General features: G+C 74.8%; 23 protein-coding genes. 13 read left to right on the forward strand and 10 right to left on the reverse strand.

Features of this window, described 5'->3' with window-relative positions:
* The first annotated feature begins 63 nt into the window (after positions 1-63).
* The 3 genes from ACFVNO_RS23225 (at position 64) to ACFVNO_RS23235 (ending at position 2,620) form a co-directional block, all read left to right on the forward strand.
* Positions 64-570, forward strand: a complete 507-nt coding sequence (locus tag ACFVNO_RS23225; protein ID WP_355268825.1) for a carboxymuconolactone decarboxylase family protein — start codon at positions 64-66, stop codon at positions 568-570.
* Positions 571-574: 4 nt separating this feature from the next.
* Positions 575-1,333, forward strand: a complete 759-nt coding sequence (locus ACFVNO_RS23230; RefSeq protein ID WP_355268827.1) for an NAD(P)H-binding protein — start codon at positions 575-577, stop codon at positions 1,331-1,333.
* A gap of 540 nt (positions 1,334-1,873) precedes the next feature.
* Positions 1,874-2,620, forward strand: a complete 747-nt coding sequence (locus tag ACFVNO_RS23235; protein WP_378895652.1) for an alpha/beta hydrolase — start codon at positions 1,874-1,876, stop codon at positions 2,618-2,620.
* A gap of 3 nt (positions 2,621-2,623) precedes the next feature.
* On the opposite strand, the gene ACFVNO_RS23240 is transcribed toward ACFVNO_RS23235, so the two are convergent.
* Positions 2,624-3,097, reverse strand: a complete 474-nt coding sequence (locus tag ACFVNO_RS23240; protein WP_378895654.1) for an RrF2 family transcriptional regulator — start codon at positions 3,095-3,097, stop codon at positions 2,624-2,626.
* 89 nt (positions 3,098-3,186) lie between these two features.
* Here ACFVNO_RS23240 and ACFVNO_RS23245 point away from each other — a divergent pair, with 89 nt between their 5' ends.
* Positions 3,187-3,945 (forward strand): NAD(P)H-binding protein, encoded by a 759-nt coding sequence (locus ACFVNO_RS23245; RefSeq protein WP_355268833.1) that lies wholly within the window; start codon positions 3,187-3,189, stop codon positions 3,943-3,945.
* A gap of 127 nt (positions 3,946-4,072) precedes the next feature.
* On the forward strand, positions 4,073-4,420 hold the full coding sequence (locus ACFVNO_RS23250) for a hypothetical protein (RefSeq protein WP_355268835.1): 348 nt from the start codon (positions 4,073-4,075) through the stop codon (positions 4,418-4,420).
* Between the two features lie 8 nt (positions 4,421-4,428).
* Here ACFVNO_RS23250 and ACFVNO_RS23255 read toward each other — a convergent pair whose 3' ends face one another.
* Entirely contained in the window at positions 4,429-5,043 is a 615-nt protein-coding gene (locus ACFVNO_RS23255) for a TetR/AcrR family transcriptional regulator (RefSeq protein WP_378895657.1), read from the reverse strand.
* Positions 5,044-5,119: 76 nt separating this feature from the next.
* On the opposite strand from ACFVNO_RS23255, the gene ACFVNO_RS23260 reads away from it, so the two are divergent.
* On the forward strand, positions 5,120-7,528 hold the full coding sequence (locus ACFVNO_RS23260; protein WP_378895659.1) for a PEP/pyruvate-binding domain-containing protein: 2,409 nt from the start codon (positions 5,120-5,122) through the stop codon (positions 7,526-7,528).
* A gap of 140 nt (positions 7,529-7,668) precedes the next feature.
* On the opposite strand, the gene ACFVNO_RS23265 is transcribed toward ACFVNO_RS23260, so the two are convergent.
* Complete coding sequence (locus tag ACFVNO_RS23265) at positions 7,669-8,157, reverse strand: macro domain-containing protein (protein WP_378895661.1); 489 nt, start codon at positions 8,155-8,157, stop codon at positions 7,669-7,671.
* A 111-nt stretch (positions 8,158-8,268) separates the two neighbouring features.
* Here ACFVNO_RS23265 and ACFVNO_RS23270 point away from each other — a divergent pair, with 111 nt between their 5' ends.
* Positions 8,269-8,688, forward strand: a complete 420-nt coding sequence (locus ACFVNO_RS23270) for a MarR family winged helix-turn-helix transcriptional regulator (RefSeq protein ID WP_355268842.1) — start codon at positions 8,269-8,271, stop codon at positions 8,686-8,688.
* Between the two features lie 6 nt (positions 8,689-8,694).
* On the opposite strand, the gene ACFVNO_RS23275 is transcribed toward ACFVNO_RS23270, so the two are convergent.
* Together ACFVNO_RS23275 and ACFVNO_RS23280 are read right to left on the reverse strand one after the other, a co-directional pair.
* Positions 8,695-9,255 carry a GNAT family N-acetyltransferase gene (locus tag ACFVNO_RS23275; RefSeq protein WP_355268844.1) on the reverse strand — a complete coding sequence of 187 codons (561 nt, stop codon included), beginning with the start codon at positions 9,253-9,255 and terminating at the stop codon, positions 8,695-8,697.
* Positions 9,256-9,354: 99 nt separating this feature from the next.
* Positions 9,355-10,002 (reverse strand): TetR/AcrR family transcriptional regulator, encoded by a 648-nt coding sequence (locus ACFVNO_RS23280; protein WP_355268846.1) that lies wholly within the window; start codon positions 10,000-10,002, stop codon positions 9,355-9,357.
* Positions 10,003-10,068: 66 nt separating this feature from the next.
* Here ACFVNO_RS23280 and ACFVNO_RS23285 point away from each other — a divergent pair, with 66 nt between their 5' ends.
* Together ACFVNO_RS23285 and ACFVNO_RS23290 are read left to right on the forward strand one after the other, a co-directional pair.
* Complete coding sequence (locus ACFVNO_RS23285) at positions 10,069-10,755, forward strand: GAP family protein (RefSeq protein WP_378895664.1); 687 nt, start codon at positions 10,069-10,071, stop codon at positions 10,753-10,755.
* A gap of 99 nt (positions 10,756-10,854) precedes the next feature.
* Positions 10,855-12,741, forward strand: coding sequence for an ABC transporter ATP-binding protein (locus ACFVNO_RS23290; RefSeq protein WP_378895666.1), 1,887 nt, complete (start codon positions 10,855-10,857; stop codon positions 12,739-12,741).
* A gap of 54 nt (positions 12,742-12,795) precedes the next feature.
* Here ACFVNO_RS23290 and ACFVNO_RS23295 read toward each other — a convergent pair whose 3' ends face one another.
* Positions 12,796-13,686 (reverse strand): NAD(P)-dependent oxidoreductase, encoded by an 891-nt coding sequence (locus tag ACFVNO_RS23295; RefSeq protein ID WP_378895668.1) that lies wholly within the window; start codon positions 13,684-13,686, stop codon positions 12,796-12,798.
* Between the two features lie 134 nt (positions 13,687-13,820).
* Between ACFVNO_RS23295 and ACFVNO_RS23300 the strand changes: the two genes are divergently transcribed.
* Entirely contained in the window at positions 13,821-14,144 is a 324-nt protein-coding gene (locus ACFVNO_RS23300) for a helix-turn-helix domain-containing protein (protein ID WP_355268854.1), read from the forward strand.
* A 51-nt stretch (positions 14,145-14,195) separates the two neighbouring features.
* Here ACFVNO_RS23300 and ACFVNO_RS23305 read toward each other — a convergent pair whose 3' ends face one another.
* From ACFVNO_RS23305 to ACFVNO_RS23315, 3 genes are all read right to left on the reverse strand, one after another.
* Complete coding sequence (locus tag ACFVNO_RS23305; protein ID WP_355268965.1) at positions 14,196-14,738, reverse strand: sugar O-acetyltransferase; 543 nt, start codon at positions 14,736-14,738, stop codon at positions 14,196-14,198.
* A 133-nt stretch (positions 14,739-14,871) separates the two neighbouring features.
* Positions 14,872-16,041 carry an acyltransferase gene (locus ACFVNO_RS23310; protein ID WP_378895671.1) on the reverse strand — a complete coding sequence of 390 codons (1,170 nt, stop codon included), beginning with the start codon at positions 16,039-16,041 and terminating at the stop codon, positions 14,872-14,874.
* Between the two features lie 33 nt (positions 16,042-16,074).
* Positions 16,075-16,695 (reverse strand): TetR/AcrR family transcriptional regulator, encoded by a 621-nt coding sequence (locus ACFVNO_RS23315; RefSeq protein ID WP_378895673.1) that lies wholly within the window; start codon positions 16,693-16,695, stop codon positions 16,075-16,077.
* A 128-nt stretch (positions 16,696-16,823) separates the two neighbouring features.
* Between ACFVNO_RS23315 and ACFVNO_RS23320 the strand changes: the two genes are divergently transcribed.
* Both ACFVNO_RS23320 and ACFVNO_RS23325 read left to right on the forward strand, forming a co-directional pair.
* Positions 16,824-17,174 carry a hypothetical protein gene (locus ACFVNO_RS23320; protein WP_378895675.1) on the forward strand — a complete coding sequence of 117 codons (351 nt, stop codon included), beginning with the start codon at positions 16,824-16,826 and terminating at the stop codon, positions 17,172-17,174.
* A gap of 227 nt (positions 17,175-17,401) precedes the next feature.
* Positions 17,402-18,133 carry a hypothetical protein gene (locus ACFVNO_RS23325; RefSeq protein ID WP_378895677.1) on the forward strand — a complete coding sequence of 244 codons (732 nt, stop codon included), beginning with the start codon at positions 17,402-17,404 and terminating at the stop codon, positions 18,131-18,133.
* A gap of 81 nt (positions 18,134-18,214) precedes the next feature.
* On the opposite strand, the gene ACFVNO_RS23330 is transcribed toward ACFVNO_RS23325, so the two are convergent.
* Complete coding sequence (locus ACFVNO_RS23330) at positions 18,215-19,264, reverse strand: saccharopine dehydrogenase NADP-binding domain-containing protein (protein ID WP_355268864.1); 1,050 nt, start codon at positions 19,262-19,264, stop codon at positions 18,215-18,217.
* Between the two features lie 72 nt (positions 19,265-19,336).
* Between ACFVNO_RS23330 and ACFVNO_RS23335 the strand changes: the two genes are divergently transcribed.
* Entirely contained in the window at positions 19,337-20,293 is a 957-nt protein-coding gene (locus ACFVNO_RS23335; protein ID WP_378895679.1) for a GlxA family transcriptional regulator, read from the forward strand.
* Positions 20,294-20,335 lie beyond the last annotated feature (42 nt).

A 20,335-nucleotide genomic window follows, 5' to 3' on the forward strand; every position in this document is an offset into this window, starting at 1 on the left:
CGATCCGTACGGCACGCGACACCACAAACCCGAGTTCGAGATTCGAGAAGGGAAGCCCTCGCCATGTCCGCACCCCCAGAGACCGGCCTCCGGTCGCGCATGCCCGACCCCCTCTTGTTCATCCCCGAGATGGCGGAAGTCGCCGAAGGTCTACACAAGGCCATCAGGAACGGCACGATTCCGCAGACCACCGTCCACCTGCTGCAGCTGCGCGCCGGGCAGCTGCTCGGCAGCACGTACTTCACCATTAGGGAGACCGGCGACCTCCGCCGGGCAGGGGAACCGGAGGAGCGCATCACCGCCGTGGCGACCTGGCGGGACGCCACCTGCTTCACCGACGCCGAGCGGGTCGCGCTGGAGCTCGTGGAGGCCGTCCTCACCCCGAACCCGTACGGGGAGCGCGTCCCCGACGAGTTGTACGCCAAGGCGTCCGCGCACTACGGCGACAAGGCGCTCTGGACGCTCATCCTGGCGATCGCCCACATCGGCTTCTTCACCCCCGCCGCTCTCATCGCCAAGCCGATCCCCGGCATGCCCCCCGGCCGGAACTACAGCGAACAGAAGGGCTGAGAGCATGGGCATCACCGTGTTCGCGGTGGCGGGAGCGACCGGGCGGCTGGGCCGCCACGTCGTGGACGTCCTCACCGAACGAGGGCACCGGGTCGTGCCGATGTCACGGGCCACCGGCGTGGACATCATCACCGGTGAGGGCCTGGCCGAGGCGCTCGCCGGGGTGGATGCCGTCATCGACGTCGCCTCGTGGCACGCCTCCGACCAGGAGGCCGCGACGGAGTTCTTCCGCACGTCGGCCCGCAGGCTGCACGAGTACGGGCGGAAGGCGGGGGTCGCCCGGATCACCGCGGCGTCCATCATCGGTGTCGACAGGGCCACCGCCGGCTTCCTCGCCGCCAAGAAGGTGCACGAGGAACTCCTCCTGTCCGGCCCGCTGCCCGTCCGCATTCTGCGGGCCGCGCAGTTCCACGAGTTCGTCGGTCAGCTCCTGGACTGGCAGCAGGGCGGCGTCGCCCACATCCCGGCCCTGCCCACCCAGCTCGTAGCCTGCCGCACCGTGGCCGAGGAACTGGTCGACCTGGCCCTGGGACCCGGCGAACCGGCTCCGGGAGCGCCGATCCCCGAGATCGCCGGACCTCGAAAGGAAATCCTGGCGGAGGCGGCCGCCCTTCTGGGCACTCGCCGAGGCATCGAGGTCGTCGGCGTCGACGGCTCGGGCATGCCCGATGCCGAGATCGCCGCCGAGGGCGGGTTCCTGCCCGGCCCGCACGCCAAGCTCGCCGGCCCGACCTTCCAGGACTGGCTCGACACCCGCCCCTGAGCCGGGCACACGGCACGGCCTGAACCCGTTCTCGGAGCTCCGGACCTCGGGGCTCCGAGAACGGGGCTTCCTCCGAACCCCGCCCACCGACGGCGTTCGGGGGCTCGGCTCGACTCCCGGACGCATCACCGCATCCCGAAGGGCCCGCCCATGCCCGCCACCCCTACCGGCACAACGACCGCGCCCGTCCTCATCGGCCTGCTGACGCCGAGGGGACGGGCGATGGAGGCCACCGAGCCGTCGGGGCGATCCAGCAGGTCACAGGCGCGGCAGGGCCTGCTCCGGGTACACCACCGGACGGCGTCCGGGGCGTTCTCCGACTGCGCGGGCGGCCGTGAGGGCCGCCCCCGGGACCCGGCGGGCGGAAAAACCGGTGGCGGGCGGAGGCGGCCGTTGTTAGCCTTCCCGTGGCCGTGCGAGAGACCGAGGAGGTGGTACCCGTGAACGCTGTATCGACACGGGTGCTCCCCTGCGGGGTCACGGTCGGGCGATAGGTCGTCCGGGAGCGCCGTCCACGAGCACTCCCGAAGGAACACGACCATGCACTTCACCTCCGAACAGCGCCTCGACGGCGGTCTCCTCGAGCGCGCCTTCACCCTCGGCGACGTCCCCGGCATCCTGTGGACGCCGGAGTCCGCGACCGCCTCCTCACCGGCCCCGCTGGTCCTGCTCGGCCACCCCGGCGGCCTGCGCGGGATGTACCCCCGCCTGGCGGCCCGGGCCCGGCGGTGCGCCGCGGACGGCTTCGCCGCGGCCGCCGTCGAACTCCCCTGGAGCGGCGACCGGCCCCGGTCGGACACGGCCGAGCAGGTCCGTGCCGACCTGCGCCGCGTATTGGCGGCCGGCGAGCGGCCCGGCGAGGACCTCGTGGACCGGCTGGTCCTGCCGGTGGTGGAGGCGGCGGCCCCGGAATGGCGGGCCGCCCTGGACGCCCTCCTCGCCCTGCCCGGGGTCGGCGGCCCCGTCGGCTACTCGGGCGGGATCGTCTCCCTGGGCGTCCGGCTCGCGGCGGTCGAGCCGCGCATCGCCGCCGCCGTCCTGTTCGCCGGCAGCTTCGTGCCCCGCTCGGTGTTCGACGAGGCCCGCCGGGTCACCATTCCGCTGCACCTGCTGCTGCAGTGGGACGACGAGGGCAACGACCGCCAGTCGGCCCTGGACCTGTTCGACGCCTTCGGCTCCCCGGAGAAGGCGCTCAACGCCAACATGGGCGGGCACACCGGCGTTCCGGCCTGGGCCGGGGAGGACGCGGCCCGCTTCCTCGCCCGGCACCTGGGCGGCGAGCGGTAGGGGTCAGCGCACCGCGGCCAGGCGGGCGCGGGTGCGGGCCGGGGCCCCCGGGGGCAGCGTGGCGAGGATGTCGGCCAGGCTGCTCCCGGCCAGGCTCCGGCGCCACGCCTGGTGCGCCTCGGCCATCCTGCGCGCCAGCACGCAGGTGTCCCGGCACTCCTCGGGCGGCAGCGCGCCCGCCCCCCGCTGCCGGATCTCCGCGCACAGGTAGGGCGAGGAGGCGCCGTCGACCGCCTCCACGATCTGGAGCAGGTCGATCTCCCGGGCGGGCCGGGCCAGCCGGAACCCGCCCCGGGGGCCCGGCGTCGCGCTCAGCACACCGGACCTGACCAGGGCCTTGAGCTGCTTGGCCAGGTAGGGCGCGGGCAGGTCGAAGTACAGGGACAGCTGGGCCGTGGAGGCGGTGTCCCCCGGTTCGAGCTGGGCCAGGGTGGTGGCGCAGTGCAGGACCCATTCGGTGCTCGCGGGAAGCTTCATACCGCCAGCCTATCGAAGACATTGTGGATCTGTTTGGTCCACGATATGTTCGGCTCCGGGACCACCACCGAGCGAAAGAAGGAACCGCCATGCGTGTCGCCGTCGCCGGGGCCACCGGCAACATCGGCTCCCTCACCTGCGCCGTGCTGCGCCGGCAGGGCCACGAGGTCGTCGGGATCAGCCGCTCCCTCGGCGTGGACCTGGCCACCGGGGAGGGGCTCGACGCGGCCCTGCGCGGGGTGGAGGCCGTCGTCGACGCCACCAACATCGCGGCCGCCGACCGCGAGGGCTCGGTGGAGCGCTTCGCGCACCTGACCCGCACCCTGCTCGCCGCCGAGGAGCGCGCCGGGGTGGGCCACCACGTCCTGCTCTCGATCGTGGGCATCCACCGGGTGGAGGGCAACCCCCACTACGCGGGCAAGCGCGAGCAGGAGCGCCTGGTGGAGAACGGGCCCGTGCCCTGGACCATCGTGCCCGCCACCCAGTTCCACGACTTCGCCGCCATGGTGGCCGGGTGGACCGAACAGGACGGCGCGGCCGCCATCGCCCCGCTGCTGGTGCAGCCGATCGCCCCCGCCGACGTCGCCGAGATCCTCGCCGAGGTCGCGGTGGGCGCTCCGGCCGGCCGCCACCCCGACATCGCCGGGCCCCAGACGCAGGACCTGGTGGACATGGCCCGGCGCACCCTGCACGCCCAAGGGCGGCGGGTGCGCCTGGTGCCGACCTGGTCGGGGGTCTTCGGGACGTCCATGGCGGGCGAGGTGCTGCTGCCCGGCGAGGGGGCGCGCATCGCGCCGACGACCTTCGAGGAGTGGCTGGACTCCCAGACGGCCCCCTCGGCGCCCTGACCGGGCCCGCCGCGAACGGGCGCGGGGGCCGGCGCCGCACCCGGCCCCGCGTCCGCCCCAGGGGGGTGGGCCCCGGGGCGGGGCCGCCCTAAACTACGGGGACATCTCGCCCGGGAGGGGAAAGCGCATGGGGTACAGGGAACGGCGGGCCGCCATGGTCGCGGAGCGGGCCGCACCGCACCTGGAGCCCGGCGAGCGGGTCCAGACGGGGTTCATCGCGCTGACCGGCTCGGGCATCTTCACCGTCCCGGCGGCGACGTTCGTGGTCACCGACCGCGCGATCCTGGTGGTGGGCCGCGACGGCGCGCAGCGCCTGCCCCGCGACTTCCACTTCGGCGACCCGACCGGCTTCTACCACCGGATCGAGTACGGCGGCGCCTACAAGGTGCACCGGCAGTTCTACCCGGAGGTCAACGCCGCCAACGAGGCCCTGCGGCAGATGCGGGCCCGCGGCAACCCCCCGCAGGACGGGTAGGCCCGGCCTCACCCCGGCGGGGCGCCGCCCGCCGGCGCGGGCGCCGGGGCGAAGACCAGGTCCAGGTGGGCGTCCAGCGCGGCGACCGCCTCCCGCGCCCCGCACTGGCGGGCCAGCACCTGCAGCCCCAGGCCGTCGACGAGCGCCAGCAGGCCGGCCGCCGCGCGTTCGGGGTCCACCCCCCGCGCCCCGCCCGCCCGCAGCTGCCCGGCCAGGAAGGCGCGCATCTGCGCGGCCTCCTCCCCCAGCCCCGAGACCATCGACGGCTTCGTCGCGGCGTAGGCGAGGAAGGCGAGGGAGACGTGGCCCTCCAGGCGGCGCGTCTCGTCCAGCGGCAGGATCTCCAGCAGCAGGGCGCGGACGAGCGCGCGCGGCTCCTGGGGCGCCTCCAGCGCCGATGACCGCTCGCGGATCCGGTCCATGACCATCGCGACGGCGAACGCCATCATCTCGTCCTTGGTGCGGAAGTAGTGCTGCACCATCCCGGTCGAGACGCCCGCCTCGGCCGCCACGTGCCGCAGGCTCACCTTCTCCAGGCCCTGCGCGGCGGCCAGGCGCATCAGCGCGTCGGCGAGCAGTTCGCGGCGCTCCCGGCGCTCGCGGTCGTCGATCTTTCGGGGCATGCGGCCCACCTTACATTGCGACTGTATTGCCACGCATGTACATTGCAGTCGTATTGAAAAAAAGGGGGGTGCCGGAATGGACGTGCTCGAACTGTCGGAGGTCGACCCGGGCCGGCGTGACCTGGTGGGCGGCAAGGCCGCGGGCCTGGCCGCGCTGATCCGCCTGGGCGAACGGGTCCCGGAGGGCTTCTGCGTCACGACCCGGGCGTACCGGCGCGGCGAGGTGCCCCGCCGAGAGGTGCTCGCGGCCTACGCGCGGCTCGGCGGCGGGCCGGTCGCCGTGCGCTCCAGCGCCACCGCCGAGGACCTGCCCGAGGCCGGCTTCGCCGGACAGCACGACACGTTCCTGTCGGTGGAGGGCGCGCAGGACCTGCTCGGGGCCGTGCGCGCCTGCTGGGACTCGCTCCACAGCGACCGCGCCGGGGCCTACCGCGAGGCCGCCGGGATCGCCCACGCGGACGCGCACATGGCCGTGGTCGTCCAGCGGATGGTCGACGCCGAGGCGGCGGGCGTGCTGTTCACCGCCGACCCGCTCACCGGCACACGCGGCCGGACCGTCGTCGAGGCCGCCCCCGGCCCGGGCACCACCGTGGTCGAGGGGACCGCGGCCGCCGACCGCTACGTCCTGGACGGCTCGGCGCCGGCCGGGCACGGCTGTCTCACCCCGGACCGCCTGGACGAACTGCGCCGGGCCGGCGAGCGCCTCCGCGACGCCCTCGGCGCCGAACAGGACCTCGAGTGGGCCTACGACCGCGAAGGCGCCCTGTGGCTGCTGCAGTCGCGGCCGATCACCACCCTGTTCCCGCAGCCCCCGCGGGGCGCGGGGCCGGGCCCGCGGCTGTACGTCGAGTTCGGGCACGTCCAGGGCATGCTCCGCCCGGCCACCCCCATGGGCATGGCGACCCTGAAGTCGGTGCTGGCGGGCATGCTCGCCTCCTTCGGCCTGACCGTCGAGATCGTCGACATCGGCGGGCGGCTCTACGGCGACCTGACCGACGCGATGCGCGACCCCGCGACCCGGCGGCGACTGGTGGGGCTGATGGCGGTCGACTTCGGGCCGCGCGCCCAGGCCGTGGTCGAGCACATGCTCGACGACCCCCGCTTCGCCCCGCTGCCCGCCGCACGCAGGCGCGGCGCGGCCGCACTGGCGGCCGCGCCGCGGGCGGCCGCCGGGATCCTCGGCGCGCTGGCCCGCCCCGGGGCCGCGCGCGCCCGCGTGTTCGACGAGCTCGAACGCCTGCGGCTCCGGCCCGTCGCCGACCCGCCCTCAGTCGGGGAGCTGCTGGACCTGGTCGAGGAGGGCGCGCACCCGCAGGAGCGCCCCGACCCGGTCCTGTGGCCCGTCGTCAGCGGCCTGGCGGTGTGCGCCGCCCTGCCCCGGCTGCTTCGGGGGATCGCCACCGACGAGGAGATCCGCACCGTCCTGGGCGGCATGCCGCACAACGTCACCCTCCAGATGGACCTCGCGCTCTGGCGGGTGGCCCGCGACGCCGAGCCGTACCGGGAGCGGCTGCTGGGCACCCCGCCACAGGAGCTCGCGGCCGCCCACCTGGCCGGCGAACTGCCGGACTTCGGCCTGGACGCCTTCCTGGACCGCTACGGCGTCCGCTCGGCCGCCGAGGTCGACGTCGGCGTCCCGCGCTGGTCGGAGGACCCCGCACCGGTCTTCGCGGCCCTGGCCGGCTACCTGCGGGTCACCGACCCCGGACAGGCCCCCGACCAGAGGTTCGGGCGGGCCGCCGCCAGGGCCGAGGCCATGCTCGCCGAACTCTCCGGGCGGGCGCGGCGCGCCCGACCGGTGCGCGGCCGGGTCGCCGCCTTCTTCCTGCGCCGGGCCCGCGAACTGGGCGGGCTGCGCGAGGCGGGCAAGTTCGCCGGGCTGTACGCGCTGCGCGACCGGCGCAGGCGCCTGCTGCTGATCGGTGCCCGGCTCCACGGGCAGGGGCTCCTGGACCGGGCCGGGGACGTCATGTTCCTCGACCCGTCCGAGCTGCGCTCGGTGGCGGAAGGCGGCGCGGACCCGCGCGCCGAGGTCGCCCGGCGCCGGGAGCTCCACGCCCGGGAGCTGCGGCGCCGGCGGGTCCCGGTCGCCCTGCTCGACGACGGCACCGACGTGGAGACCCTGCTGCCGCCCCGGGCCGCGGACGGCAGGGCGCTCACCGGCACCGGGGCGGCCCCCGGGCGGGTCACCGGCCGCGCCCGTGTGGTGCGCGATCCGGCGACGGCGTCGGTGGAGCCGGGCGAGGTCCTCGTCGCGCCCACGACCGACCCGGGGTGGACGCCGCTGTTCCTCACCGCGGGCGGGCTCGTCACCGAGACCGGCGCGGTGATGGCGCACGGGCCGACCGTGGCCCGCGAGTACGGCATTCCGGCGGTGATCTGCGTTCCGGACGCCACCGAGCGCATCCGGACCGGGCAGACGGTCACCGTGGACGGCGCCGCCGGAACGGTCACCGTCCACGAGCCCGAGGGCCGGGTGCACTGATCCGAGAGGCCGGGAACACGGGAGGAGGGAGGCCCGCGTGAGCGGCCCCCCAGGGAGAGCCCGTGGCCGCAGGCCGTCCGTCGGGGGCCTTGCGCCACTGGGCGGGCGGGCCGAAGCGCGGCTGCTCGAAAGAACGCGGGCTAGTCGACGTCGTAGACGGTGACGGCCACGCCGCGGGCGCACAGCTCCTCCCGCACCAGCGGTTCGACGCGCTCCCACCTGCCGCCCGCCAGGCCGCAGCCGATCCGCGGCATGTGCACGGTGGCGCCCAGCTCCAGGGCGTGGCCGGCCACCGTGCGCAGGCCGGTGGCGATGGCCTCGTAGCGCACCGGCGGGCCGCCGCTGCCGCGCCTGGTGCCGTGCTGGCCGACCATGTTGGCCACCCAGGTGTCGGCCTGGACCCGCACCAGGCGCACCGCGCCCAGGCCGAAGCCGTTGCGGGCCCGCTCCCGGTGCCAGGCGCGGTAGTCGCGCTCGGGTTCGGGCCAGCGCTTGGAGAGGGCCAGTACGAACCCCTTGCCCCAGCCGCCGCGGTCGTTGCACACGTGGGCGATGATCTTGGGCCCGGCGGCCTGGGGAACGGTGGCGTCGCCGCGGACGATGCGCAGCGGGGCGGGGGTGTCGGACATGGCGGCCAGGTTAGCGGGCGGGTAGGACACAGACGGGGGACGACACCGGAACCATAAAGATGTATCTTTACCGATGTCGATAGTAAGTGACTGTCTCCAAAGGGGGAGAGCATGTCGGACCTGCCCATCGGCTACTGGCTCAAGCACCTGGACCGGCTCATCGAGAACGACTTCGACCGGACCCTGGCCTCGGAGTCGCTGGGCCGGCGCCAGTGGCAGGTGCTCCACTCCCTGTACGAGGAGCCCGGCACCCTGGCCGACCTGGACCGCAGGCTCGCCGCGTTTTTGGACGACAGCGAGGTGAGCACGGCCCCCGCGGTGGAGGACCTGCGCCGGCGCGGCTGGCTGGAGGGCCTGGTCGCCCTGGACCTGACCGACGCCGGCCGCCGGGCCCACGACGACCTGTTCGGGAAGGTCCGGGCCTCCCGCGAGCGCATCTCGCGCGGCATCGGCGCCGAGGAGTACCGGGCCGCCGTGAGCGTCCTGGAGCGGATGTCGGCCAACCTGGAGGCCGGACCCGACGCCGGCTGAGCCCGCTCAGGCGGGCAGTTCCCGGGTCAGCTCCACGAAGGCCAGGTCGTCCCGGCGCGGCAGCCCGAAGGCCTCGTCCCCGTAGGGGAACGGCTCGGTGCGGCCGGTGTTGGTGTAGCCGCGCCGCTCGTACCAGGCGATCAGCTCCGGGCGCTGCTTGAGGACCTTCATGCGCATCAGGCGGCAGCCCCACTCCTGGGCGGCGGTGCGCTCGGCCTCGGCCAGGACGCGCCGGCCCAGGCCGCCGCCCTGGATGTCGGGGCGCACGGAGAACATCCCGAAGTAGGCGCCGTTGACGCCGCGCTGGAGCTCGCAGCAGGCCACCAGGGCCCCGTCGGCCTCGGCGAGCAGGATGAGGGTGTTGGTGCGCTCCAGCAGCGCGGCCAGCCCCTCGGCGTCCACGCGCTGGCCCTCCAGCAGGTCGGCCTCGGTGGTCCACCCCCGGCGGGAGGAGTCGCCGCGGTAGCAGGAGTTGACCAGCTCGACCAGGGCGGGCACGTCGTCCCGGCCGGCGTGGCGGTAGGTCAACTCCGGTCCGGTGGTCTTCTCCGTGCTGTCCGTGGTCACCCGTGCCCCCCGTGGTGGTGTCGCTGGGCTCACACCCTAACGGCCCGGGCGCGGTGCCCAGAATCCGGACCTTGGTCACATAGGACACCAAAGGTCGCTTCAGTCATCGTCCGGGGCGTTCTTCTCGCGGTACTCCGCCGCCTCGGCGACCCGGGCCAGGAAGGCGCGCAGCCTGCGGCGGCAGTCCTCGGGGTCGGTCATGCCCGGGGTGACCATCAGCTGCAGGGCCAGGCCGTCCACGATCGAGTGCAGGTGCGTGGACCACTCCTCCACCCACGGGTCGGTGTGGGGGCTCTCGGGGTCATCGCCCACCTCGACCCCGGCCAGCGCGGAGACCAGGCGGCGGTACAGGCCGCGCTGCTGCTGCCAGCGCCGGGCGCGGTCGCGGTCCTGTTCGCGGAGGATCCCGGCGGACTCCCAGGCCCGGTACTCCGCCCGGCGGTCGTCGTCCAGCGGCAGCAGCTGCTCGGCGTAGGCGGCCAGCGTCTCCAGCATGGACAGGCCCGGCTCCAGGTGCTCGTGCAGGCGGGTGATCCGCTCCACGGCCCGGGCCTCGGACAGGTCCATCGCGAACAGCAGCAGCTCCTCGCGGGTGGGGAAGTAGTGGCGCAGCGCCCCCGGGGACCAGCCCGCCTCGGCGGCGACGGAGCGGATGGACACCCCGGCCGGCCCCTGGGAGGCGACGATCCGCCACAGGGCGTCGGCGAGCTCGCGACGACGTTGTTCATGGTCGACGATCTTCGGCATGCGTACTTTCTAACACACCTGTGTTATTTTATTTCGCACAGCCGTGAGAAAACAGAGGAGCCCCCCGTGCCGTCTCTGAACGTCCTGTTGCCGGTCGCCGGACTGGCCCTGCTGGACACCCTCAGCCCCGCCGTCATCGGCGTCTCCCTGTACGTGCTCCTGAGCGGGGCGCGCTCGGCGGCCCGCCCGCTGCTGGCCTACCTGGGCACCGTCGCCGCGTTCTACTTCGCCCTGGGCTGCGCGCTCATGTTCGGCGCCGGGGCCGCCCTGGAGATGGTCGGGGGCCTGCTCGACGACACCGCCCTGGGCTGGGTCCTGACCGTGGCGGGCGGCGCGGCCCTCGTGTACTCGTTCTTCATGTCCACCGAGCCGCGCCCCCGGCGCCCGGAGTCCCTGCGCGCCGGGGCGATGGTCGCCCTGGGGCTGGGCACCGGGCTGCTGGAGGGCTCCACCGCCCTGCCCTACTTCGGCGCCATCGGCATCATGACCGCCGCCGGCCTGGCCCCCGCCGTGTGGCTGCCGGTGCTGGCCGCCTACAACCTCGTCATGGTCGCGCCGGGCCTCCTGCTCTACCTGGGGTACCGGGCCCTGGGCGAGCGGGTGCGCCCCCGGCTGGAGAAGTGGCGGACCGGGATCGAGTCGAGCGGGCGCGAGGCGCTGCCCTGGATCGTGGGCATCGTCGGCTTCCTGGTGCTGCGCCAGGGCCTGTGGCTCACCGGCGCCCTGGAGAGGTTCGGGGTCCACGTCGGCTGAATCCGCCGACACGGGCCGGCCCGGAAGTTGACCTCAACATTGGTTCAGGTCGTAACGTTCCGGTATCCGCAACTCCCCGAACGGAACCGGTGACCGCCCATGAGCATGGAGATGGCCGCGTGGAACTCGATCTACCACGCCATGCACGCCCGTGAGGACCGCCGTCCCTTCTCCTTACCCGTCCTGCGCCGCATCGCGGGCTTCGCCCGGCCGCACGCCCGCGTCCTGACCTGGTTCCTCGCGTTGAGCGTGGCCGTCTCCGTCCTGGCGGTCGCCTCCCCGCTGCTGGCCGGCCGGGTCGTGGACACCATCGTCAGCGGCGGGGCGCCCCGCACCGTCCTGCTGCTGGCCGGGCTCATCGCCGCCGTCGCCCTGCTGGAGGCCGCCCTGGGCCTCATCGTGCGGCGCCTGTCGGCCGGGCTCGGCGAGGGCCTCATCCTGGACCTGCGCACCACCGTCTACGACCACGTCCAGCGCATGCCGGTCGCGTTCTTCACCCGCACCCGCACCGGAGCCCTGGTCAGCCGCCTCAACAACGACGTCATCGGCGCCCAGCGGGCCTTCAGCAGCGTCCTGTCCGGGGTGGTCAGCAACCTGGTCACCCTCGTCCTGGCGCTGGCCGTGATGCTCACCCTGTCCTGGTGGATCACCCTGGCCGCCCTGGTCATGCTGCCCGTGTTCGTCTACCCCGCCCGCCGCATGGGCGCCCGCCTGGCCCGCATCGAACGCGAGCGCACACAGCACAATTCCGCCATGAGCACCCAGATGACCGAGCGGTTCTCCGCGCCCGGGGCCACCCTGGTCAAGCTCTTCGGCTCCCCCGAACGCGAGTCCGCCGAGTTCGCCCGCCGCGCCGACCGCGTCCGCGACATCGGCGTGCGCACCGCCATGGTCCAGGAGGTGTTCTTCACCGCCCTGACCCTGGTCTCGGCGCTGGCGCTGGCGCTGGTCTACGGGCTGGGCGGCTTCAGCGCCCTGTCCGGCGGCCTGGACGCCGGCACCGTCGTGGCCATGGGCATGCTGCTCACCCGCCTGTACGCGCCGCTGACCGCCCTGGCCGGGGCCCGCGTGGAGGTCATGAGCGCACTGGTCGCCTTCAGCCGGGTCTTCGAGGTCCTGGACCTGGAGCCGCTGGTGCGCGAGGCCCCCGGCGCCGCCGACCTGCCGCCCGGGCCGGCGTCCCTGGAGTTCGACCGGGTCTCCTTCACCTACCCCGCCGCCGACAAGGTGTCCCTGGCCTCCCTGGAGGAGGTCGCCGTCCTGGACCCCGCCGAGGGGCGGCAGGTCCTGCACGAGGTGTCCTTCACCGTCGAACCCGGCACGACCGTGGCCCTGGTCGGCTCCTCCGGGGCCGGCAAGTCCACCATCGCCCAGCTCGCCCCGCGCCTGTACGACCCCGACTCCGGGACCGTCCGCCTGGGCGGGCGGGACGTGCGCGAGCTGTCCTTCTCCTCGATCCGCGGGGCCCTGGGCATGGTCACCCAGGACGGCCACCTGTTCCACGAGTCCATCCGCGCCAACCTGACCCTGGGCCGCCCCGACGCCGGCGACGAGGAGGTCTGGGACGCCCTGCGCCGCGCCCGCCTGGCCGACCTGGTGGCCTCCCTGCCCGACGGGCTGGACACCGTCGTCGGCGAACGCGGCTACCGGTTCTCCGGCGGGGAGCGCCAGCGCCTGACCATCGCCCGGCTGCTGCTGAGCGACCCCCAGGTCGTCATCCTGGACGAGGCCACCTCGGCGCTGGACTCCACCTCCGAGGCCGCCGTCCAGGCCGCCCTGGCCGAGGCCCTGGAGGGGCGCACCGCCCTGGTGATCGCCCACCGGCTGGCCACGGTCCGCGCCGCCGACACCATCCTGGTCGTGGAGGGAGGGCGGATCGTCGAACGCGGCGACCACGCCGGGCTGCTCGCCCGGGGCGGCCGCTACGCGGAGCTGTACCGCACCCAGTTCGCCACCGGGGAGCCCTCCGCCACCGCCCCCTCCTGAGGGGCCGACCGACCCCGTCCCCCGGTGGCGCCACACCGGGGGGCGGTCACCTCGTCAGGACACCGGCTCGGGCCGCCGGAGCAGCTCGTACAGTGCCGCGATGCTCCGGTCGCCGAGCCCCTGCGCGACGGCCCGTTCGAGCAGTTCGTCCATGGCCTCGCGCCAGGCGGTGTCCACGCCGGCCTCCCGCGCCGCGTGGGCGGCCTCGGGGATCCCCGCGTGGAAGGTCGCCACCGTGGAGACCGGGTCGGAGTAGTCCCCGGAGTCGATCTCCCGCGCGAACAGGGGCAGGACCGAGGCGATCATCTCCAGCCATCTGACGGAGTAGGGCACCAGCGCCGCCGCCTCCAGTCCCCGCTCGCGCATCAGGGCCGCCCCCTCGAAGAACCCGAGGAGGGCCGGCAGCAGCGGAACGCCCACCGCCGTCTCGTACAGGGCGGCCAGGTCGGGCTCGGAACCCAGGTGGACGGTGTCGCCGCCCAGGACCCGCAGGACCGGCTCGTACTCCTCGAACACCTCGCGGTCGCCGCCGTAGTACAGCAGGGTGTCGGCTCCCCCGACCGCGGTGGGCACGTCCTTGACCGCGCCGTCCAGGAACCGGGCGCCGTGCCCGGCCGCCCACCGCGCCATCCGCCGCGCCCCCGCCGGGGTGCCGGAGTTGAGGGTGACCAGGGTGCGCCCCCGCAGCTCGGGGGCGGCCGGGTCCAGCGCCGCGAGCGTGGCGTCGTAGGTGCTCAGGCACGCGATGACCAGCGGGCTCGACGCGACCGCCGCCGCGACCGACCCGGCGGCCCCGGCCCCCTCGGCCACCAGCGCGGCCGCCTTGCTGGGGCTGCGGTTCCACACCGTCGTCGGATGGCCCGCCCGGACGAACGCCCGCGCCAGCGCCGAGCCCATGAGCCCGAGTCCGATGACGGTCACCGCCGTGCGCCGCTCTTTCGCCATGTCGTTCTCCCCGTCCTCGAAGGAATCCCCGGGCCGGCGCCCGGGTCCGCTCCCATGCTGGTCGGGGCACGAACATTTCTTCAAGTACCGATATTTTTATCGGGTACCGGCATTTTCGTCAGTGAGGAGGGGTGATGAGCGGGCGGACCTACATCTGCGGGCTCGACGCGGCGATGCACGCCATGGGCGGCAAGTGGAAGGCCCTCATCCTGTGGTGGCTCCAGGAGAAGCCGCTCCGGTTCGGGGAGCTGCGCCGCACGGTCGAGGGCATCAGCGAACGGGTGCTCATCCTCCAGCTGCGCGAACTGGAGGCGCACGGGCTGGTGCACCGGCACGTCCACGAACAGGTCCCGCCCCGGGTGGAGTACTCCCTCACCGAGTTCGGGCGCTCCCTCGTCCCCGCGCTGAACGCGCTGGGGGCCTGGGGGGAGGAGAACATGGACCGCCTCCAGGGGTGAGGGGCCCGCCCGCGGGCGGGCCCCTCACGGCGGCCCGTCACAGCGGCGTGCTCAGGACTCGGGGTCGATCTCGCGGATCACCCGGGCCGGGTTGCCCACCGCGACCACGTTGGCGGGCAGGTCGCGGCTGACCACCGCGCCCGCGCCCACCACCGTGTTCTCGCCGATGCTCACGCCCGGGCAGACGATGACGCCGCCGCCCAGCCACACGTTGTCGCCGATGGTGATGGGCTCGGCCGCCTCCCACTTGTCGCGGCGCGGCCCCGGCTCGATCGGGTGCGTGGGGGTGAGCAGCTGGACGTTGGGGCCGATCTGCACGTCCGCGCCGATCCGGATCGGGGCCACGTCCAGCATCACGGCCCCGCAGTTGACGAACGAGCGGGGGCCGATGGTGATGTGGTAGCCGAAGTCCACCCGCAGCGGCGGCCGGATCCAGGTGTCCTCGCCCAGCCCGCCCAGGAGTTCGGCGAGCGCCTCGCGGCGGGCGGGGTCGTCCGGCTCCAAGGTGTTGTAGCGGTGCGCGAGCTTCTCCGCGCGGATCAGCTCGGCCTGGAGCTCGGGGTCGTCGGACCGGTAGAGCTCACCGGCGAGCATGCGTTCCTTCTGACTGGCCACACGGGTCCTTTCCCAGGGATGGTCGACCCCCGCACCCTAGCCGTCCCGCCTCCCCGCGGGCACCCGGAAAAAGGAGGGGCCGCCCCGTGCGGGGCGGCCCCTCCGGATCAGGTCACAGGATCCTCTTGACGCCCGGGACCGCCCGGACCGCGGCGGCCAGCGCCCAGCAGCCGGGCACCGCCAGCGCGGACAGGGCCAGGAACTTCACCGCCGCGGGCGCCTCCCATCCGGCCAGCAGCACCCCGCCGGCGACCAGCACCAGCGGGTGCAGGACGTAGACGGCGAACGCGTTGGCGGACAGGAACCGGGAGAGGGGCCCGCCGCCGGCGACGAACCGGCGGAAGAACACCAGCAGCGCCAGGATGGTGCCCACCGACAGGAAGGTCTCCAGCACCATCAGGGCCAGCGCCTGCGGGGTGCCCGCCGCGGCCTCCGCGCCGCCCAGCGCCCCCTGGGCCGCGAAGAAGGCGACCAGGGCCGTCAGCGCCGTGCCCGCCCCGTACCACCCGGCCGCGCCGGGCAGGCGGGTGGCCCAGTTGCCGCGGAACGCGAGGATCCCGACCGCGAACAGGGAGACGTACTGGGGCAGGTAGTTCGGGCTGGGCAGGCCCAGGACCGGCCAGTAGTAGGGGGCCGGGTTGACCCACCGCCACAGGAACGAGACCACGGCCAGCGCCAGGGTGAACCCCACCACCGGCCACAGCCAGCGCAGCCGCGCGCCGTCGGCCGGGCGGGGCTCCGGGGCCCGGCCGCGGTCCCGGCGCAGCCGCCGGACCAGCGCGTAGGCCAGGCCGAAGACCAGCAGCACCTCCACGAACCACATCGGGCCCGGGTCGTAGGCCACGATCGCGAACAGCCAGAACGGCATGTCGCCGGCCAGGCCCTGGGCCACCGCGTCCTGGTAGGGCGGGATCATCAGCAGCGGCCGCACCAGCAGCACGAACAGCAGGAAGGGCACCCCCAGGCGGACCAGGCGCTCGCGCACGAACCCGCGCACGCCCCTGCGGTCCGCCGAACCGGGCGTGAAGTAGCCCGACAGCAGGAAGAACAGGCCCATGAAGTAGGTCTGGTTGAGGACGATGAACAGGTCCAGCAGCCCGGCCGAGGCGTCCCCCACCGGTTCCAGGTAGAACCACACGGGGATGTTGCTGTAGGTCAGGGCCGCGTGGTGGAGCACGACCAGGACGGTCAGCGCCACCCGCAGGTTGTCGATGTAGTGCAGGCGGGTGCGGGGCCCGCCGCCGGGTCCGGCGGCGGTGCGGGGTGGGGCGTGCTGTGACATGGTGTCCTCGTCCAAGGGGATGGGGGGTACGGCTCAGTCGGGCCGCACCGCGCGTACCAACAGGTCTGCGAGCTCGCGGGCGTGGGCGAGCAGATCGGTCTCGGGGCGGGAGATCCAGTAGCCGAACATCGCGTCGATGGCCGACTGCTGGGTGACCGCCATGACCCGGACGTCGAATTCGCGCAGCTCCCCGCGCGCCTGCCCCTCGCGGTAGAGCCCCTCCAGGGACTCGTACAGGGGCTCGGCGGCCACGGCGCCGTAGCGGGGGACCCCGTCGGCGCCGCGGTCGTGCACGAAGATCTCGGTGAGCGCGCGCAGCCGGTCCGGGTGGGCCAGGGCGTACTCGGCCACCCCCAGGACATGGGCGCGGACGACGTCGGTGGCCTTCTCCTGCTCGGCGAGCCGGGGCAGGAGCGTGTCGGCGATCTCGGTGTACACCGTGACGACCACTTGGTCCACCAGCTCGTCCTTTCCCGCGAAGTGGTAGGAGATGACCCCCTTGCTGACGCCCGCCGTGGCGGCGATCCGGGCCAGGGAGGCCTTCGGGAAGCCCACCTCGGCGATGGTCTCGACCGCCGCCGCGATGATCTGCTTCCGCCGGGCCTCCTCGATGAAGGATCTTTTCTGACCGTCCGTCTCATTTTTTGACCGCATGGCCAGAATCTAACACGGGCGGCCTGGAATCCATCGGGGATGCCCCTGAGCCGCCCCCGACCCGCCCCCGGGGCCCGGGTGCGGAAAACCCCTCGCCCCGCATCGGCCGAGCGGCCGGCGTCCCCGGCATGGACACCGACCCCAGGGAGACCGTGCGGCGCGGCTACGACGCCCTGTCCCACCGCTACGACGAGGCCTTCGGCGCCGGTGCCGAGTACGGGCCGTGGATCGCCGACCTCCTGGGCCGGATCGGCCGGTGGCTGCGGCCGGGCGGGACCCTACTGGCCACCACGGGGCACCGCGCCTGGACCGGGACGGACCCCGACCGGCCGGGCGGCGGCGTCCCCATGTGGTGGAGCCAGGCGGACGCCGCCCGCTACCGCGAGTGGATCACCGGGGCGGGGCCGGCGGTGGAGGCGGAGGAGTTCGTGCCCGAAGGGGAGGGCGGACACGCCCTGTTCCTCGCCCGCCGCCCCTGAACAGGGCCGTCGGGGCACCCGCGAGGGGCGGGCGGGCTTGGAGGAACCGGTGGGGACGGAGTACCCTGGAGGTGGCGCCGTCCCGCGCCCAACCCCCGGTTCCGGCGCCCACGCCGCCGGCTGAGAGGGGGCAAAGGGGACCTGAGAGTCCTCGGGACGCCGGTCTGATGCGCCCTACCGGCGGGGTGGACGAGCGTGGGTCGTGCCGCCGTCGCCGAGGAGCCGTCATGACCAGGCACAAGTCCTTCAAGCAGCAGGTCCGCACCCGGATGGCCAAGACCGGGGAGAGCTACACCGCGGCCCGCGCCCACCTGCTCCCCGACGGGGCCCGCCCCGCGGCCGGAGAGGCCCCCGCACCCCTCGCAACGGCACCGGAGCCGGCCGCGCCCGCCGCCCCGGGGCAGGCCACCGCGACCATGCGGGCCCGGGTGTCCTCCGACGCGGTGCGCGAGCGCACCGGGCGCGGCTACGACGAGTGGTTCGCCGTGCTGGACGCCTGGGGCGCCACCGGCCGCACCCACAAGGAGATCGCCGCCCACCTGGTCCGGGAGCGGGACGTCGCGGGCTGGTGGGCGCAGTCGCTGACGGTCGCCTACGAGCAGGAGCGCGGGATGCGCGCCCCCGGCCAGCGCAAGGACGGCTACTCGGCCAACGCCTCCAAGACGGTGCGCGCGCCGGCGGAGGAGGTCTTCGCGGCGCTGTCGGAGAAGGACGTCCGCGAGCGGTGGCTGGCCGACCTGGACCTGACGGTGCGCTCGGACAACCCGCCCAAGCGGGTCACCGCCGACCTGGGCGACGGCACCCGGGTGGTCTTCTACCTCACCGCCAGGGACGCCGACCGGGTGTCGGTGGCGGTGGAGCAGTCCCGGCTGGCCGACCCGGACGCGGCCACCGGGGCCAAGGAGTTCTGGCGCGAGCGCCTGAGCCGCCTCAAGGCCCTGGTGGAGCAGGGTTCCTGACCTGTCCCCTCGCAGGTCCGGTGCGGTCGCCCGCTCGGGCGGCCGCACCGGGAACACGCGGTGCCGGACCCCGGGGCCGCCCTAGGGGACCGGGACCGCTGCGGGCAGGGTGAGGGCCAGGGGGTCGGGAGCCAGCGCCGACAGGAAGTCCGCGGCGTCGAACACCTCGCCCGGGGCCAGGGCCCCGACGGCGCGGACGCGCCCGTCCAGCAGGCGCACCACCGCCTCGGCCAGCAGCGGCGCGGTCACCGCGTAGATGTCCCGCCCCGAGGCGGTGGCCCGCCGCTCGGTCCCCTCCACCCGCACCCGCACGTCGACGGCGAACCGCTGGGCCGACCTGCCGGTGGCGTCGGCGGCCTCGGGGCCGGGCGTGGCCGGGTCGCGCAGCTCGGCCAGGGGCCCCTCGTTGAGGTAGGAGGTGATCCGGTCCGCGCCCAGGTGGCGGTGGAGCAGCACGATCTCGGAGAAGGGCAGGGGGACCGTCGCCTGGCGCCCCAGCGGCCCGGGGAAGTCCCAGTCGCGGCCGGCGGGCGCGACCTCCTCCAGCCGCACGAGCCGGCCCCCCTCGACGAGCAGGCGCGGGGCCGTGTTGCGCTCGCCGGTGACGCGCGTGCCCTCGGTAGGCCGCCACCCGTCCAGGCCCACGGCCACGGTGACCTCCTGCACCGGGTCGCCGCCGGCCGCGGCGGTGGCCAGCAGGTCGGCCAGCCCGCCGTAGAACGCCATCGCGGGCAGCACCGCCACCCCCGCCGCCGCGGCGGACGCGGCGTGGTCGCGCAGGGTCGCCGCGGCGGCGGGCTGCTCGGCGGTCACGTCCAGGTAGTGGGCCCCGGCCGCGACGGCGGCCGCCGCCACCGGCCCGGCGGTGTCCAGGAAGGGCCCGGCGGCGTTGACCACCGCCGCGGCGCCCGCCACCGCCCGGCCCAGCGCCCGCGCGTCCGGGGCCGGGCGCACCTCCAGGCCGGGGTGGGCCGGGGCCAGGTCCGCGAGCCGGTCCGCGTTGCGCCCGGAGAGCACCGGCTCCAGCCCGCGCCGCAGCAGTTCGGCCACCACGAACCTGCCGGTGTGCCCGTAGGCCCCGTACACCACTACCCTGCCGCGCGCGGACCGATGAGTCGTCGAGGAGTTCATGACCCCTATCCTCGGGCCCGGCAGGCCCCGCCGACCAGCGTCCGATCCGACGCCCTGCGTACACTTTCGGACATGCACACGGTCGGGATCGCCCTGCACGAGCACACCATGCCCTACGAGACGGCGATCGCCGCCGAGGTCTTCGGGGTGGACCGCTCCGACCTGTCCGCCGACGGCGACTGGTACCGGCTGAGCGCGCACACCGCCGACGGCGCCCCCGCCCCCCTGCTGCCGGGGGTGCCCGCCTGCCGCTGGGAGGACCTGGCCGCGGTGGACACCGTGGTCGTGCCCGCCTCCCACCGGCCGCTGGAGGAGCCCGACCCGGTGTTCCTGGCGGCGCTGCGCGCCGCCCACGCCGCCGGGCGGCGGGTGGTCTCGCTGTGCACGGGGGCGTTCGTACTGGCCGCCGCGGGGCTGCTGGACGGCCTTGAAGCCACCACGCACTGGATGCACGCCGGGGAGCTGGCCCGCCGCCACCCGCGCGTGGACGTGCGCGCCGACGTCCTGTACACCGACGGCGGGCGGGTGCTGACCGCCGCGGGCAAGACGGCGGCGCTGGACCTGTGCCTGCACGTGGTGCGCACCGACCACGGGGCCGCCGCGGCCAACGGGCTGGCCCGGCGCCTGGTCGCACCGGCCCACCGGCCGGGCGGGCAGGCCCAGTTCATCGCCCCGCCCGCCGTGCCGCGCACCCGCGACGGGCTGGGCGAGGCCCTGGAGTGGGCCCGTGCCCGGCTGGACCGGCCGCTGACCGTGGCCGACCTGGCCCGCCGGGCGGGGCTGAGCCCGCGGCAGCTGGCCCGGCGCATGCACGCCGAGACCGGGACGTCCCCGCTGGAGTGGCTGCACCGCCAGCGCGTGGGCCTGGCCCGGGAGCTGCTGGAGGGCACCGACGCGAGCGTGGAGCAGATCGCCGCCCGCTGCGGCATGGGCACGGCCGCCACGCTGCGCCGCCACTTCCACCGCGCCGTCGGTGTGAGCCCCCTGGCCTACCGCTCGGCCTTCCGCTCCCTGCACCCCTCCCGCTGACCCGCCCGCCGCGGGGTGCGCGGCGGGCGGGCCGGCGGCACC

The organism is Nocardiopsis sp. NPDC057823 (assembly GCF_042797335.1).
GTDB lineage: Bacteria > Actinomycetota > Actinomycetes > Streptosporangiales > Streptosporangiaceae > Nocardiopsis > Nocardiopsis changdeensis.